The sequence below is a fragment of the Acidicapsa dinghuensis genome, assembly GCF_025685685.1.
GTDB lineage: Bacteria > Acidobacteriota > Terriglobia > Terriglobales > Acidobacteriaceae > Acidicapsa > Acidicapsa dinghuensis.
Map to the genome: position 1 here is coordinate 989,821 of NZ_JAGSYH010000002.1, position 16,297 is coordinate 1,006,117.

The 16,297-nt window shown below is 59.4% G+C and carries 10 protein-coding genes; 6 read left to right on the top strand and 4 right to left on the bottom strand.

Going from position 1 to position 16,297, the window contains the following annotated elements; translation table 11 throughout:
- Positions 1-71: 71 nt before the first annotated feature.
- The 3 genes from OHL22_RS07760 to OHL22_RS07770 form a co-directional block, all read right to left on the bottom strand.
- Positions 72-497: a hypothetical protein gene (locus OHL22_RS07760; RefSeq protein WP_263335077.1), complete on the bottom strand. Its 426-nt coding sequence runs from the start codon at positions 495-497 to the stop codon at positions 72-74.
- Between the two features lie 1,555 nt (positions 498-2,052).
- Complete coding sequence (locus OHL22_RS07765; protein WP_263335079.1) at positions 2,053-2,847, bottom strand: alpha/beta hydrolase; 795 nt, start codon at positions 2,845-2,847, stop codon at positions 2,053-2,055.
- A 139-nt stretch (positions 2,848-2,986) separates the two neighbouring features.
- Positions 2,987-3,268: a hypothetical protein gene (locus OHL22_RS07770; protein WP_263335081.1), complete on the bottom strand. Its 282-nt coding sequence runs from the start codon at positions 3,266-3,268 to the stop codon at positions 2,987-2,989.
- A gap of 134 nt (positions 3,269-3,402) precedes the next feature.
- Between OHL22_RS07770 and OHL22_RS07775 the strand changes: the two genes are divergently transcribed.
- Together OHL22_RS07775 and OHL22_RS07780 are read left to right on the top strand one after the other, a co-directional pair.
- Positions 3,403-6,153, top strand: coding sequence for an endonuclease MutS2 (locus OHL22_RS07775; RefSeq protein ID WP_263335082.1), 2,751 nt, complete (start codon positions 3,403-3,405; stop codon positions 6,151-6,153).
- Positions 6,154-6,447: 294 nt separating this feature from the next.
- Positions 6,448-7,050: a hypothetical protein gene (locus OHL22_RS07780; RefSeq protein WP_263335084.1), complete on the top strand. Its 603-nt coding sequence runs from the start codon at positions 6,448-6,450 to the stop codon at positions 7,048-7,050.
- A 298-nt stretch (positions 7,051-7,348) separates the two neighbouring features.
- Here the strand turns inward: OHL22_RS07780 and OHL22_RS07785 are convergent, their stop codons facing one another.
- On the bottom strand, positions 7,349-9,271 hold the full coding sequence (locus OHL22_RS07785; protein WP_263335086.1) for a DUF1570 domain-containing protein: 1,923 nt from the start codon (positions 9,269-9,271) through the stop codon (positions 7,349-7,351).
- A 148-nt stretch (positions 9,272-9,419) separates the two neighbouring features.
- On the opposite strand from OHL22_RS07785, the gene OHL22_RS07790 reads away from it, so the two are divergent.
- The 4 genes from OHL22_RS07790 to murQ all read left to right on the top strand — a co-directional run bounded on the left by OHL22_RS07790 (position 9,420) and on the right by murQ (position 16,270).
- A complete protein-coding gene (locus tag OHL22_RS07790; RefSeq protein WP_263335089.1) occupies positions 9,420-9,746 on the top strand; it encodes a PadR family transcriptional regulator in 327 nt (108 codons plus the stop codon).
- Between the two features lie 86 nt (positions 9,747-9,832).
- On the top strand, positions 9,833-12,502 hold the full coding sequence (locus OHL22_RS07795) for an ABC transporter permease (protein ID WP_263335091.1): 2,670 nt from the start codon (positions 9,833-9,835) through the stop codon (positions 12,500-12,502).
- Positions 12,503-12,601: 99 nt separating this feature from the next.
- Positions 12,602-15,274: an ABC transporter permease gene (locus OHL22_RS07800; protein WP_263335094.1), complete on the top strand. Its 2,673-nt coding sequence runs from the start codon at positions 12,602-12,604 to the stop codon at positions 15,272-15,274.
- Between the two features lie 51 nt (positions 15,275-15,325).
- The gene (gene murQ, locus OHL22_RS07805) at positions 15,326-16,270 is read left to right on the top strand and encodes an N-acetylmuramic acid 6-phosphate etherase (RefSeq protein ID WP_263335096.1); all 945 of its coding nucleotides are present in this window, start codon (positions 15,326-15,328) and stop codon (positions 16,268-16,270) included.
- Positions 16,271-16,297 lie beyond the last annotated feature (27 nt).

Consider the following 16,297-nt stretch of genomic DNA (forward strand, 5'->3'; position numbering starts at 1 on the left):
GATCTCTGACCCCTGGTCCGTCCGGCAACCGCTGGCTGGTCCCTGGTCCCTATTCCCTGGTCCCTGCCTTTTCACCCCGCCATCGCTTGATACCCCACCGCATTTTCCCCTTTCAGCAGCACCACCAGCGTCCAGATGCCAATCGCCGTTCCCAGCGGCGGATGAATCAACGAAAGACACGCCGCCACAATCGCCGCATATCGGGCCCAGCTATACTTCTGCAGCAGCCCCCACCCCGCAGCAGCCGCCAGGGCCGTTCTGCCAAGAACAGCAAACCAGCCAAACTTCAAAAAGAACAGCGGAAAAAACGGCCCATGCCAGTGATGCGGACCCCACACCTCATGCCCTTCCAGAGCGTGTCGCGCAATCGTCAATCCCACCGCGCCCGTCAGGAGAATCAGCCCCGCATATACCAGCCACGCCACTCCCAGCGCATCTACCCGCCGTTCCACCACAGCCAGCGGAGCCATGGGCGCAACATATATCGGCGCTACCATGCCGCTTGCCCTGCCACATCGCGGACAGTACGCCTGTCCCGCCACCAAAGCCTGGCTACAACCCGTGCAATACATACGCGCCTCCGGCATCCACTTCGAATGCCAAACCGCTCTGCCTCACGGATACGCAACCCGCTGGCGGCATGTTCCTCTCTTTCGACCGAAATCCACCCGGTCCACATCTACGTTGACCCAATCAACCTAGCCGCCAACATGCTATGAAATACGGAACTATCATTGGCGAATCCCTATGAGAGAAACAATCTTCAAGTAAGTGATTACGTTCGACATCGAACACAAAAAGGGCACTTGTACAATTCTCGATAAGTTACTTTCCTATCATTAGTAACTCACTGAACAAAAATGACCTAAATCACTTATTCAGAATGCTACGATCCCCCCATGCGCGCCTCTGCCCTGGTGGCTGGCCTGAGCTGCGCGTCCATCATCTGCAGCACACTTTGCGGGTGCTTCTGGCGAAAACCTTCGTCCGCCGAAGCATCTTCGCTTCCTAACTCTGTTGCGGTGGACCGTGCATTGCGCCTTTGCGCTTTAAGCGAAGGAGATCAGCCATTCCACCTCATCCTCGCCATTTCCCCTCCCGCTGGCGCCACATCTCCAGCGGACGCACCGGCGCGTACCGATCCCATCCAGGCCCGCATGCAGGCCACCATCGAAATCTTCTGGCTCAACGCCATCACCTATCGAACGGAAATCCGATCCCCCGGCTTTCGCCAGACCCGCATCGTCAACGGCAATGTCGTGGAAGAGCACAATTCCGGCGATTACTACCCTCGCTGGATACAGGACTTCCTCGCAGGCATCCTCAATCCTGTCCCCGAAGCCACACGCCTGCGCCGCGTTCCCGGCGAAGTCCCTATCGGCCTCAGTTCCGAGGCCTGTATCTCCACCTCAACCAGCGACGCGTCACCTGACACCGCTCAACTCTGCTTCCGCAACGCCGAGCCCCGCATCGCGGGCATCACCGATATCCACCGCTCCCTCTGGTTCGACGATTACGCCCCCTTCGGCAGTCAGCAGATCCCGCACACCATCGTCGATAACCTCCAGCCCAACCTCCTCGTGCGCGGTCACATCGTTCGGCTTGAACCTCTTGCCCACTCCTTCTACCGGCTCCTCAAAGCCACACGCTTCACCTCGTCTCAGGAGCAGCTCGCGACCTCCACCGTTTCAACAGCAACCGCGCAAACATTGTTGCAACTCCCGACCGCGCTTTATGCACGCCGCTACATCGTCTACATAGGTCGGCCGACCTCGCAGACTCCTTCACCTGACTTAACCGAGGCCGCTTCAGCCGAAACAGCCTCCTCCGAAAATCACCCCACCTTGGAACAAACTCCCATCTATATCCGCACCGACCGCGCCGGACGCGTTCGCGAAGCCTACCGCAGCCCTTCCGACCACTACGGCGCCGAACAAGCCGCACTCGTCCGCGCCTTCACACTCCACTTCAAACCGCTCATCGTCGATGGTGCCCCTCGCCAGATGGAAGCCCTTGTCTATCTGCCTGCAGACAGCGAAATCGACAGCGAGATCAATGCCCGCTGGCCGCAATCCCGCCCGGCACAGCGATGGTCTTCCATCGCTCGAAGCAATCCGGGATCTGCCGATTCCACTCGCCCCAGTCATGCCCACCCGGCTTCACCTGAAACACAAACGCAAACCCCCGCCGCCGCAACCGCCCCGCAAATCGCCGCACCGGATCAAGCAACGGTTCCCGCTCCCCCGCCCCCAGATAAACAAAACCAGTAGCCTCAGGCCGCACCGAATCCACCAGCGCAAACACATCCCGCTCTCGCCGCTGCTCCGACCCCATTGGCCCCAAAATCTCGCGAAAGTTCCACCACTGCCAGAACCGCCGCCAGCTGAACCCGCGTTCCGGCGCATCCACCGGCGGGCTCATCGCCCCTACAAACCCATACTCCTCCGGATGGCTCAGCCCCACCTTAAGAGCCGCATACCCACCCATCGAAACCCCTATCACCGCTCGTCCAGCACGATCCCTTCGCGCCGGAAACCGCTCCGCCACATCCTTCACTAAATCCTTCGTCAGATAATCCTCATACCGGTCCTTCGGCCGCCCCACCGCATTCAGAAAATACGAAGCACCACCCTCTGGCATCACCAGAATCGCCCCGAGTGCTGCATACCGCGCCACATCTGACTCATTCGACCAGTCCCGAAATCCACCGCCATTCCCATGCAGCAAATACACCACCGGCAGCGGCTCAGCATTATGCCCGTCCGCCACGCTCTGCGGCAAAAACACCCGGTACGACATCTCCCTCCCCAGCGCGGCCGAGCGGAACGACACATCTAGCAACTTCACATCAGGCGATAATCTCGGGTGGTCCTGAACCGACAACTCTGCGTGGCGGCATCCGATGCACAAAAGAGAGAAAGCACCCGCAATCAGAATTGAAGTTCCAACCGCAGGACGTCCGAATACCGACGCAGGTCGAGAACAGTCACTGCTTCGAATCATCTGAATTACTCGCCCGCATACGCGCGTTGCGCCGCTTGGTCAGTCCCGAGTACACGAGCCAAACGCCTAGCGCCGCGATGAGGACATAGGAGACTTCCATGCCCATTCGTTGCGTTGCATTGTCTGGCTTCAGATATTCGGGGACATTCGGGTCGGGAAAGAACTGCACCCTCACCACATCGAGAATTAACAACACTCCGACGATCAGCCTCCACCAAATCGGCCCCATCGCAGAACGCTTCTTCAATGCCTCATCGTCACTCATGACCCATCCAGTTCACTTCAGCTTGAGAATCTGCAATAGATCCTATCCTCTCTGTCGCAATTCAAAGTTCTCCAGCATTCACGATCCGTTTGAATTCTGGTTCGGTTGGCATTAGCCACTACCATAGACAAGGAATGTCCACAGATATCCAATCCAACGATGTCCCCACAGGCCTGCTCGATCCCACCCCATCTCCCGTCCCCCACCTCGACGCAGTCTCCTTGGAGTGGCCGCAGCTCCTCGCCCTCATCACAACTTACGCCTCATCCCAGGTCGGCCGCGACGGCATCCTCACCCTCCTGCCCTCCACCGATCCCGCATGGATCGCTCATCAGCATCAGCTGGTCCACGAGCTCCGCACCCTCCTCGACTCCGGCATCACCCTCAGCCTGGGCAGCCTCTTCGACCCCACCGAACTAGCCGACAAGTCCCAAATCCCCGGCGCAGCTCTCGAACTCGAAGAATTCCAATCCATCGCCCGCCTTGCCCACGCCATCGCCTCCTGGCAATCCATCATCCAAAACGGAGCGCCCCAGGTTTCCGGTCAATCAGAAATACGGGTGCCCCCGGTCTCGATACTGAGACCGGGGAGGGATGCTTCGGAAACCACAAAATCCCCAGTTTCCGGACTCCTCGATCTCTCATTACCCCTCCACCAATCCCTAAAGCCCCTCGCCGAATCCATCCAGCGCAAGTTCCTCCCCGACGGCACCCTCGCCGACGACGCCAGCCCCGAGCTAGCCCGCATTCGCCACGCCCAGCAGCGCCAGCAGCAGGCCATCGCCGCCTCACTTCGCGCCGCCCTCCGCCGTCTCTCCTCCGACGGCCAGACACAGGACGAGCTCATCACCATCCGCGGCGACCGTTTCGTCATCCCCGTCAAAGCCGAGCAGAAACGCCGCGTCTCCGGAGTCGTCCACGGAGCCAGCTCCTCCGGCCAGACCGTCTACGTCGAGCCCCTCGAAACCATCGAAGAGAACAACGAACTAGTCCGCCTCCTAGAAGAAGAACAAGCCGAGATCCACCGCATCTTCGTCGCCCTCACCCGCCTGGTCGCCACGCACGCCCCGCAACTCATCGCCGGAGCCCGCATCCTCGCCGTCCTCGACACCCTGCAGGCCCGCGCCCGCTTCGCCCGCGAGTTCAACTGCACCCAGCCAACTTTTCCGGATCAGGCCAAACAAGCCAACGCTGATAGCAATCAGAACATCGCGAACCAAGGTGGCGAGGCCACGGCGGAGGGAGCCGGGGGCTTCAGCCCCCGGAAAACCAGCCCCAGGGCAGAAGGGGCTTTAGCCCCGGGCCTTCCTCAGCCAACCCTCAAGCTCGAATCCGCCCGTCACCCTTTGCTCGAAAAACGCCTCAAAGCCTCCAGCGGTGAAATCATCCCCTTCACCATCGAACTAGGCCATCCAGCGCGCCAGCTCATCATCAGCGGACCCAACGCCGGCGGCAAAACCGTCACCCTCAAAACCGCCGCCCTCTGCGCTGTCATGGCCCAGGCCGGAATCCCCGTCCCCGCCGCCAGCGCGACCCAGCCCATCTTCACCGCATTCTTAGCCGATATCGGCGACGCCCAATCCATCGAACAAGCCCTCTCCACCTTCTCCGCTCACATCGTCAACCTCAACCGCATCTCACACCTCGTCACCCCATCCTCGCTCATCCTCCTCGACGAACTAGGTTCTTCCACCGACCCCGACGAAGGCAGCGCCCTCGCCGTAGCCGTCGCTGACTTCTTTCGCACCGCAGGCGCTTGGTCCCTGATCAGCACCCACCACACCAGCCTCAAGGTCTACGCGGCCAACACTCCCGGCGTATTGAACGCCGCCGCTGGAGTCGACCCCGACACCCTTGCCCCCACCTACCACCTCCAGCTCGGCATCCCCGGAGCCAGCGCCGGCATCGCCACCGCAGCCCGTCTCGGCCTCAACACCGCCATCATCACCGAAGCCCGCCAGCGCCTCAGCACCCAGCAAGCCGACATCGGCCGCTTCCTCGCCAATCTCCACAACCAGCTCACCGAGCTCGAATCCGAACGCAAAGCCGCCCGCGCCGAACAATACGCCCTCAACCAGGAGCGCGCCCGCCTCACCCGCGAAGGCGACATCGAAACCAAACGCCGCACCAAAGAGCTGGAGCAGAAGCTCGGCTCGCTCCTCAAAGACTTCGAATTTCAGATGCGCCAGACCGTCTCCGCCATTGAAGACAAAGGCGCACAGCTCAAGCTCTCCAAAGAGTCCGAGCGCCGCATCGCTCGCCTCCGCCGCGACTTCGAAGAGCAGTTCAACTCCACCGTCGTCGCCCATCGCAGCGGAGCCGGCTCCGGGGCCCCCACGGACAGGTCTTCGTCCGTGGGGTGGAAGGACGACCCCAACGCCCAGCCGCATCTCGTCCGCAACATTGCCGTCGGCGATCAGGTTCGCATCAAGTCCATGAACCGCATCGGCAACATCACCCGCGAGCTCGAAAAAGACCTCTTCGAAGTAGCCCTCGGCACCCTCAAAATGCGCGTCCGCCGCGACGACATCGCCGCCGTCTCGCCCACAGACAAACCAGCCACCAAAGAAACACCACTGGCCGCAGTAGCAAAACAAAAAGGCGTCCGCGTCTCCATCACCAGCAGCGCCAGCGACAACATGAAGACCGAGATCAACCTCATCGGCCACACCGTAGACGAAGCCACCAACGAGCTCGAAAAGTATTTAGACCAGGCATTCTTAGCCGGCCTACCAAGAGTGCGAGTCATCCACGGCACCGGCATGGGCATCCTGCGCCGCGCCCTCCGCGACTACCTGCGCACCCACCCCCACGTAGCCGGCATCACCGAACCCAGCCAACTAGAAGGCGGCGCCGGCGCCACCGTAGTAGACCTCCGCCAATAACGCAAAGATCTTCACGCGAAGCCTTGTCATCCTGAACGCAGTGAAGGATCTGCTTTTGCTCTTGCTTTTCTGGTCTGTCATCCCCGAAGGGGATCTGCTTTTAGTCCACCTCAACCACAAATCGGGAGTGCCCCATTCATTCAGCGTTATTTGCTGAATGAGTGGGTAACGACCACCGCCCGCATCACCAATATCCCATTTTGTAATTGCCTTTATTTCTGTCATCCTCAAAGGAGATCTATTTCTCCTTCAAAATTCTTGAAGAACTACGCACAGAGAATGAAACACTAGCGCATGGACAATCTCCCAACTCCACCGAGCCCAGACCATCGATGGACCGTCCAAGGCCCAAACATTCTTTCATCGGATAATTTGGGGCGCATCCAACAAGCACTCTCCGAAGATTGGATTGTGGGCGCTCACTTCTACTACTGCGCAGGTCGCGGTGGGGAGCCAATTGCGTTTGACAACTTCGACGCAATGAAGTCACTTATAACCGCGTCCAGACCGGGTGATCTCTTCATCCTCTGGTCTATTGCAGAATTGCGTAGAAAGGGCCTTCTCCTGGCCGATTGTCGCCGCCAGCAGTTAGAAACGTCGAACGATTCATTGCTTTCAACGGCCGATCTCGCCCGTATCAGGACATACCTCGTCGAATCAAATCTCAACGAAATTCTCTGCATAGTATCCGGAGAAAACAGCCAGTTAAAGGTGTTTTGGTCTGACTTGGATTCATCGGATTGGGAACCATTCCTCGACGCGTGCAGACACGCGGCAGTCCTTGGCGGTGCTCTCTGCGTGCTGCCATTCACGAAACTGGACAGTCCCGAGTTTTATCTCGTCAACGCCAAGCGTCCCAACGAAAATGGGGAAACGCCCCTAGGCGGAGCCTACTAGTTCGAACCTTGGCAGTTTAGATTTCGAGAAACATCGAGCTGGCTTGATCACCTCTTCTCTCCTTGACAACTAAGGCAATGGAGCCACGCTCTCTCTTTACCCTCGCTGCCTAGGGTAGACATCTCGGGCAAAGCGACGTCACTGCTTCAGATCGGCAGGCGGGCAACCCGCTTCTGGTGGGCCTATAGCAAAACCAGAGCCGACGTATCCCGAAGCCACGACTCGAACTCGACGCGACCTACAGACCGTGGCCAGCAATCACAGGAGCTGGAAAGGACACAATAACTCTGGCTTCACTCTACTTGTGCAGTTCTACAGAGACGATCTGACCGTCGATGGTCTTGTCTGAGCTTTCAGCGTAGGTGACTTTAGCGGTGAATCCGTTTAAGTCGCGACAAGGATTCATCTCTTTCTTCGGCTCGAAACCCAGGGCCGAGAGGTCGAGGTTGAAGTAGTCGCTGGAATAAAGGGAGACCGCCGTGGGCTTGCCTGCGATCTGGACCTGAAGCTCCAGATAGGAAGGCGAGTCGCAATGAACATTGCGGATAGATCCCAGAACGGTGTGCCTCGGTCCTTTCGCTGGTTCGACGGGATGCTTCGGCGGATTTTCTATAGGAATGACCTTGACGCTTGTGCCAGTGTCGGCAACTGTGGGGAGGTTGGACTGGGACACGAAGGTAGCGCCGGAGGCGCGTGCTTTACGCATGGAGGCAATGAGTTTCACGCGGTCCTCGATCATCGCGGCCTGATCGGGAGTCTTGGCCAGAGTCCGGGCAAACTGCAGGGTCTGATCGGCCCGATCGAGTTGGTCGCGCATCATGTACAGGTTGGCGGCATTGAGGCGAAAGTAGAGATTCGTGCGGTCTAGCTGCACAGCCTGTTGGTCGAGGGCCTGGGCCTCATCGAGACGATCGTGTTTTCTGGCGTACCACGCAGCCAGTTCGTCGTAGGCCGGCGCAAACCTGGGGTTGAGCTGGATGCAGGTACGGAGGCTGCTTTCAACCTGCTGGCCGACGGATATATCGGAGCTCGACATCGAGAGAGTGGCGAACTGATAGTAGACCAGAAAGTCCTGCGAGTGGAGTTGGACGGCCTCTGCGTACCACTTGCGCGCGGCTTCGTGGTCTCCGGCAGTCAGCGTCAGGTAACCCATGGTCTCGTGGGGCTCGGGGAGTTTGGGGTCGGCGGCCATGATGGATGTGGCCAGTGCCCGCGCCTCGTCGCCGCGGCCCGCATATGCCAGAACATCGGCGCGGCGGCCATCGAACTCGGCTTGGGTCATGGTGCGGACCTTGTAACTGGCCGAGTCGATAGGCGCGGCAGCGCTGTTCAAAATAAATTCCTTGTATTGGGCTCCGCGAATGTAATACGCAAGCTGTTTTAGCAGCTCGTTTAGGTCGCCGAAGGCTTCCTGGGCTGCGACGACCGGATCTTCATGCTGGCTTACGCGGGTCATGTAGTCGCCGATACGATCCTTGCCGCTCTGATGGCCGGTTACCTCCAGGTAGTGGGTGAGTGCCCAGGATTCCGCGTAGAAGACTGAGCCCTTTTCTTCCTGGTGGTAATAGGGTGAATTGTGATCGACGCGAAAGAGCGTGGCAAGGGGAATCAACGATGCCTCGCGCAGATAAAGGATGTCGGCGGCGCTGGGCTCGCCGAGTAGGACTTGCTTGTCATGGAACTCGGTGTTTTGGAAGAACTCCGCAATACCTTCGTTCAGCCAGAGCGGCATCGAGTCCCCGGCATCGCGGAACTGGAGGTGTGTGTACTCGTGATAAACGGTCGCGTAGGGATGATCTTCAGACTCTGCGTCTAGACGGAGCAGGACATAGTTTCGCTCGTTGGTGTTAAGGAAGTATCCGGCCAGATTGAGCTGGCCCTTGGCAATGTATTCCTTAGGCTCAAAGGTCTGGAACTCTTTCTTGTTGCGCAGGGCAATGATGATGACAGGAGTATCCGGATCGACCTTGGCCCTGGGAAAAAGAGTTTGAAACATCCAGCGCATGCGCTCGAAGTTGTCGAGAAGATGACGGCCCTGCTTCTCGCCTGCGGCGGTGATTAAGGTAAAGTGCGGGCTGGCGACCTCAATCGGTGGTTGATCGGCATGGGCGGGCAGACTGCCGAATAGGACGGCAAGCAGACACAGGAACAAAAATGGCGCACGCATGGCTGTTGCGATGATTGCATTGGTTCGGGGCGCGGTCAATCCAACGAAAGTCACGGGAAGTTTCCTGCACGAGATGGAGATTTCGACACCTCACGAACTCATGGACGCAAATAGTTCTTCCCTTGACAACTAGGGTAAAGAAGCCCTACTCTTTCCCTACCCTCGCCGTCTAGGGTAGACATCTAGAGCAAAGACCAGGCACATGGCAAAAAACGATCTCCAGGGCGCGCTCGATCTCCTGATCCTCAAAACCCTCTCGCAGCTCGGTTCCATGCATGGCTACGGAGTAGCCATGCACATCCGCCAGGTCTCCGGCGACCTGCTCATCGTCGAAGACGGCTCGCTCTACCCCGCCCTGCATCGCATGGAACAAAACAGTTGGGTCCGGGTCACATGGGCCGTCACCGAATACGGACGCAAAGCAAAGTACTACGCGCTAACGGCAGCAGGCAAAAAACAACTAGCCGAGCGTGAAAAGAACTGGCAGGACGTAGCCAAAGGCGTGCAGGCAATCCTGCGCTTCGCCTAGATTTTTATGTTGTCTTTCGCGCTCCCGGCTTTTCATATCTCGTCGAGCGCATCTCCCGTGAGCTCTGAATTGCATGAGGTGAATAGATGGCCTTGTTTCGGAGACTTGCAGGTCTTTTCAGCCGCTCCCGCGTAGAGCGCGAGATCGAGCTCGAACTGCGCGAGCACATGCAGATGCGCATCGACGACAGCGTAGCGCAAGGCATGAGCCGCAAAGAAGCAGAGCGCACTGCGCGTCTCGAATTCGGCAACCCCGCAGCAATGCGTGAGCGAGTCTCCGCTGAAGACGCAGCATTAGGCCTCGACGGCATCCTGCGCGACGTGCGCTACGCACTGCGCGGCTTCGCAAAAAGCCCCGGCTTTGTTTTCGTAGCCATCGCAACACTTGCACTGGGCATTGGCGCCAACACGGCGGTCTTTGAGCTGCTGGATGCAGTGCGATTGCGCAGCTTGCCGATCGCGCGCCCGGATGAACTCGCAGAGCTGCGCATCGTTGGCGGAAACCACGGAATTGGCATCAACGAGGACAATTACTCGACGTTCACGACCCCGATGTGGCAGGAGATCCGGCGGCATCACGATCCCTTTTCAAGCGTCTTTGCCTGGCATACCGAAGAGCCGATGGTCGGCAAACTGAGCGAAACGCGGCACGTGCACGGATTGGAAGTAAGCGGCGAGTTCTTCTCTGTGCTCGGCATCCGGCCGTGGCAGGGGCGCCTGCTCGGGATCCAGGATGAGGGTTCGTGCGAGCTCTCGAAGATCGTTGTCAGTTATCCGTTCTGGAAATCGGAGATGGGCGGCGCACCCATCACGCCTGAAAGCACGCTGATGGTCAACGGCAAGACGGTGCAGGTGCTGGGCGTGACGCCACCCTCGTTCTTCGGCATGATTGTCGGCCAGCAGTTTGCCGTCGCGTATCCGACGTGCACGCCCTCGAATCCGCGGCGGGAGTACTTCAAGTACTCGGTTATGGGACGGCTCAAGCCCGGGTGGAACATTGCGCAGGCCACAGGCTATCTAGCCTCGTTGAGTCCCGGGCTCTTCGCAAGCGTGGCCCCTACGGATTACGACGCCGCGACGATCCAGTTATTCAAGTCATTCAAGCTGGAGGCGGCCCCGGCAGGTGCAGGAATAAGCCCGCTGCGCGAGCACTATGATTCCTCGCTCAATCTGCTGCTGGCTATCACTGGGTTGGTGCTGCTGATTGCATGCGCCAACCTGGCCAATCTGATGCTGGCTAGGGCCAGTGTGCGCCAGCGCGAGGTTGCGGTCCGCATCGCGCTGGGCGCAACGCGAGGAAGACTGGTGCGGCAGATGCTCATCGAAAGTGGGCTTCTGGCATTGATCGGAGCAGGCTCGGGCATCGTGCTGGCACAGCCGTTGAGCCGGTTGCTGGTGCATTCGCTCGGCACCAGCCAGTCGCCGATTCAGCTTAACGTTGCGATGGACTGGCGCGTGCTGTTGTTTGCCGCTGCCGTTGCGGCGATCACCTGCATGGTCTTCGGCACGTTTCCTGCGCTCCGCAGTGCGGGCGTCGATCCCATTACGGCGATTCGTTCCGGAGAGCGCGGCGTCTATGGCAGCCGGGAGCGATTCTCTGTGCAGCGGACGATGGTCGTGGTGCAGATCGCGATCTCTATGGTGCTGTTGGTCGGCGCATTGCTCTTCGTGCGCAGCTACCGCAATTTGATGACGCTCGATCCTGGAATGCGTGTGAAAGGCATCACCATTGCCTATTTCGATTGGGACAGCCTGCACATCAAACCCGAAGACCAGGAGGACTTCAAGCGCCAACTGGTGGCCGAAGTGAAGAGTCTGCCCGGAGTGGAGAATGCGGCGGTGACATCGAATACTCCACTCACAGGACCAACCTGGAGCCACGAAGTGCATGTGGATGGCAACGAAGGTTCGATCAGGTTCACATACGTGAGTCCAAGCTACCTTGCCACCATGAACATTCCGCTGTTGACGGGGCGCAACTTCACTGACCAGGACACCAACCATGCGCCGTTAGCGGTCATCGTGAACCAGATGTTTATTCGCAGATTTCTTAAAGGACAGCCGTTGGGAAAGATGGTGCGCGTAATGCCGGAGCCGCAGTATCCGGAACGCGTGATGCAGGTGATAGGAACAATTCCGGATACGAAGTACAACGACCTACGCATCGCAATGGAGCCAATGGCTTTTGTGCCAGTTGCACAGACTCCAGTCACAGCCGATGGACCATGGGCTGCAGTAATGATCGCAGCAACAAATGGTCCTACTGTAATCAATGAGGTGCGCCAGAGGTTTGCGGCGAAATATCCGCAGATGATTCTGCAGTTCGATAACTATGAGCAGGATGTACAGGACACGCTGGTGGGCGACCGCATGATGGCCATGCTTTCAGGATTCTTCGGAGTGCTGGCAGCGATACTGGTGATCGTCGGCCTTTATGGAGTGCTCTCCTATCTGCTCGCGCAGCGCCGCAACGAAATCGGAATACGCATCGCCCTTGGCGCGCGTCGTGGGCAGGTAATCGGGCTCGTCATGCGCGACACCGCGAAGATGCTTGCGCTCGGTGTAGCCGCCGGCGTCGTGTTCGCCCTGCTCGCAGGCCACGCAGCGAGTGCGATGCTCTTCGGGCTGAAAGCCTGGGATCCACTGACTCTGGGCTTCGCTGTGTTGCTGCTGGCAGCAGTAGCCATCGGCGCAAGCTGGTTCCCGGCCTCACGCGCGTCGAGGCTCGATCCAGCAAAAGCCTTGCGGACGGAGTGACAGATGGGATATTCGGCGGGGAGTGCCCGACGCAACGGATGGCACGATCTTATTTCCGAAATGGGTACACACGAAAGTTCGCCTGGTACGAGGTGAGTGATGGCAATGTTTCGCCGCGTGGCGGCACTTTTCCGGCGTAGCCACATGGATCGCGAGATTGAAAGCGAGCTTCGCGAACACATGCAGATGCGCATCGACGACGACGTAGCGCAAGGCATGAGCCGCAAAGAAGCAGAGCGTGCTGCGCGTCTCGAATTCGGCAATCCCACAGCAATGCGCGAGCGCGTCTCGGCTGAAGACACCACTCTCGGCCTCGACAGCATCGTGCGCGATGTACGCTACGCATTGCGCGGCTTCGCAAAAAGCCCTGGCTTTGTTCTGGTGGCCATCGCAACGCTGGCGCTCGGCATCGGCGCCAACACTGCGGTCTTTGAGCTGCTCGACGCGGTACGGCTGCGCAGTCTGCCGGTCGCTCGGCCAGATGAGCTCGCAGAGCTGCGTATTGTTGGTGGCCCTAGTTTCGGCCTCACCGAACGCTACTACGCAAACTTCACCGTCCCCATGTGGCAGGAGATACAACGGCATCACGATCCGTTCGCCGGAGTCTTTGCCTGGCAGTCCGATGGGTTGACGCTAGGCAAAAACCGCGAGGGCCGGCATGTCTCCAGCCTCGAGGTAAGCGGCGATTTCTTCAACGTATTAGGCATCACTCCCTGGCAGGGAAGGCTCATCGGCCCGCAGGATGAGGCTTCGTGCAAAGCCTGGAAAGCGGTGGTCAGCTACAACTTCTGGCAGTCAGACATGGGCGGAGCGCCGATCACGCCGGAGACTACGCTGGCCGTAGAAGGCGAAACGGTCAGAGTGCTGGGCGTAACACCTCCGGGCTTCTTCGGCATGATTGTTGGAGACAGATTCGACATTGCTTACCCGATGTGTCCCGGCCCGAACCCGCGGCGCGATATGTTTATGTATTCCGTGATGGGACGGCTGAAGCCAGGATGGGACCTTGCGAGGGCTTCCGGATATCTCGCATCGTTAAGCCACGGCCTCTTCGAGAGCACAGCGCCAACGGGTTATAGTGCGAAGCAAACTGAACACTACAAGTCGTTTCGCCTTGAGGCGGTCCCCGCAGGCTCTGGGATCAGTGCTCTCCGCGAACGGTACGATGCGTCGCTCAGGCTGCTGCTGGCCATCACAGGGCTCGTTCTGTTGATCGCATGTGCAAATCTGGCAAACCTGATGCTCGCGCGGGCAAGCGTCCGACAACGGGAGATTGCCATCCGCATGGCGCTGGGCGCATCGCGAGGCCGGCTCGTCAGGCAGATGCTTATCGAGAGCGGACTGCTGGCAGGGATCGGAGCTGGTCTGGGTGTGGCCGTGGCCCAGCCGCTGGCGCGGTTGCTGGTGTTATCGCTGAATACAAGCCAATATGTAATTCAGTTGAATGTCCAACCGGACTGGCGCGTGCTACTGTTTGCTGCGGGCGTGGCAGCGCTAACATGCGTGATCTTTGGAACAGCCCCCGCATTGCGAAGCGCCGGAGCCGATCCCATCGCGGCCATTCGTGCCGGCGAGCGGGGAGTAGTTGGCAATCGCGAGCGGTTCAGCTTGCAGCGACTGATGGTAGTCACTCAAATCGCAGTGTCAATGGTCCTGCTCGTCGGAGCTCTCCTGTTTGTGCGCAGCTATCGCAACCTCGTCACGTTGAACACCGGTGTGCGGGAAACCGGCATGAGCATTGGCTATTTTGGCTTTGAACGCATGAAGATCGCGCCCGAAAACCAGGCAGCGTTCAAGCGGCAGCTCATCGAAGAAATCCGCAATGCTCCCGGTGTGGAGAACGCCGCAGGAACAACACATATCCTCATGCTCGGCGGAAGCTGGACCCATGGAGTGCATACAGACACCGCGGAGGGATCGAGCAAATTCACATACGTGAGTCCCACCTTCTTCAAAACATCCGGCATTCCGCTGCTGACGGGGCGCAGCTTCACTGACATGGACACCAACAACACGCCTTACGTCCTCATCGTGAACCAGACCTTCATCAAGAAATTTCTTGGCCGTGGCCCGGCGATAGGCGTAAATGTACGCGTCATCCCGGAGCCGGACTATCCCGCGCGCACCTATGAGATCGTAGGCACCATCCCGGATACAAAGTATGACGATGATCTGCGCCATGAGACACCTCCCATGGCCTTCGTACCATTGGCGCAGCTGCCCCCGGCAGCAGAGCGATCGTGGGTTGCAGTCATGATCGCAACCAGTGATACCGCAGCCGCAACCAATGTCGTGCGCCAAAGGATTGCAGCAAAGTACCCGGAAATGTCGATGCAATTCGAAGATTTTCAGCAGGACCTGCGCGACAACCTCGTCGGCGACCGCATGATGGCCATGCTTTCGGGATTCTTCGGAGTGCTGGCGGCAATATTGGTGATCGTCGGCCTCTATGGAGTGCTCTCCTATCTGCTTGCGCAGCGCCGCAACGAAATCGGAATTCGCATCGCATTGGGAGCGCGTCGCGGGCAGGTAATCGGGCTCGTCATGCGCGACACCGCGAAGATGCTGGCCCTTGGTGTGGCCATCGGAGCGCTGCTCGCGATCCTCGCCGGACGCGGAGCAAGCGCAATGCTCTTTGGGCTCAAAGCCTGGGACCCGCTGACTCTGGGCTTCGCAGTGTTGCTCCTGACCGCCGTGGCTGTCGGAGCGAGCCTGCTCCCAGCCTCTCGCGCCGCTCGGCTGGACCCGGCAAAAGCATTACGAACCGAGTAAAGCAGTCAACCGAATCTCCGCGCTCCCATCCTCCGGTAGGATGGTTCCAACATGGCTTCTCCCGCGAACCTCAACCTCGCCCAGCTGGTAACCGAATCCCGCAACCCGGCAACCAACCATCTCGATGAGCTCCCCACCCTCGAGATGCTGCAGTTGATCAACAGCGAAGACGCCAAAGTCGCCGAAGCGGTTCGCCTCGAGCTTCCCTCCATCGCCCGGGCCGTCGATGAAATCTCCGCGCGCTTCCGGCAACGTGGCCGCCTCTTCTACATTGGCGCTGGCACCAGCGGCCGCCTCGGCGTCCTCGACGCCAGTGAGTGCCCGCCAACCTTCTCCGTCTCCGCGGACCTCGTGCAGGGCCTCATCGCCGGCGGCGACCGTGCTCTCCGCCTCTCCAGTGAACACTCCGAGGACTCGCCCGAAGATGGCGCCCGCGACCTCGAGCAAGCGGGCTTTGCCCACGGCCAGCGCCACGACATCGTCGTAGGCATCGCCGCCAGTGGACGCACCCCTTACGTCCTCGGCGCCCTCGCCTGGGCAAAGTCACAGAGCTGCCTGACCGTCGGCCTGAGCTGCGTCCCAAACTCCGCGCTGGCCCTCGCCGCCAACATCGCCATCACGCCCGTCACCGGCCCCGAGGTCATCACTGGATCCACCCGCATGAAAGCCGGTACCGCCACCAAGCTGGTGCTGAATATGCTCTCCACCGGAGTCATGGTGCGCACCGGTGCCACCTACGGCAACCTCATGGTCAACGTGCGCCCCACCAACGCCAAGCTCGTGGATCGCGCCCAGCGCATCATCGTCGAAGCCGCTGGCTGCAAGCCAGAGCAAGCAGCCAACCTGCTCCGCGAAAGCGGCAACGACGTAAAGACCGCCATCGTCATGGCCCGCCTCAACCTCTCGCGCACCGATGCTGAGTCTGCCCTCTACCGCGCCAACGGCAGCCTCACCCACGTCCTGAACCCCGAGCGATTTCCGCAGCAGGAGCCATAGCACCAGCGCGCGAATCTTAAAGCCAAC

Coding starts and splice junctions, on each gene's coding strand:
- OHL22_RS07760 (WP_263335077.1), bottom strand. CDS start 497: ATGGTAGCGCCGATATATGTTGCGCCCATGGCTCCGCTGGCTGTGGTG.
- OHL22_RS07770 (WP_263335081.1), bottom strand. CDS start 3,268: ATGAGTGACGATGAGGCATTGAAGAAGCGTTCTGCGATGGGGCCGATT.
- OHL22_RS07775 (WP_263335082.1), top strand. CDS start 3,403: ATGTCCACAGATATCCAATCCAACGATGTCCCCACAGGCCTGCTCGAT.
- OHL22_RS07780 (WP_263335084.1), top strand. CDS start 6,448: ATGGACAATCTCCCAACTCCACCGAGCCCAGACCATCGATGGACCGTC.
- OHL22_RS07790 (WP_263335089.1), top strand. CDS start 9,420: ATGGCAAAAAACGATCTCCAGGGCGCGCTCGATCTCCTGATCCTCAAA.
- OHL22_RS07795 (WP_263335091.1), top strand. CDS start 9,833: ATGGCCTTGTTTCGGAGACTTGCAGGTCTTTTCAGCCGCTCCCGCGTA.
- OHL22_RS07800 (WP_263335094.1), top strand. CDS start 12,602: ATGGCAATGTTTCGCCGCGTGGCGGCACTTTTCCGGCGTAGCCACATG.
- murQ (WP_263335096.1), top strand. CDS start 15,326: ATGGCTTCTCCCGCGAACCTCAACCTCGCCCAGCTGGTAACCGAATCC.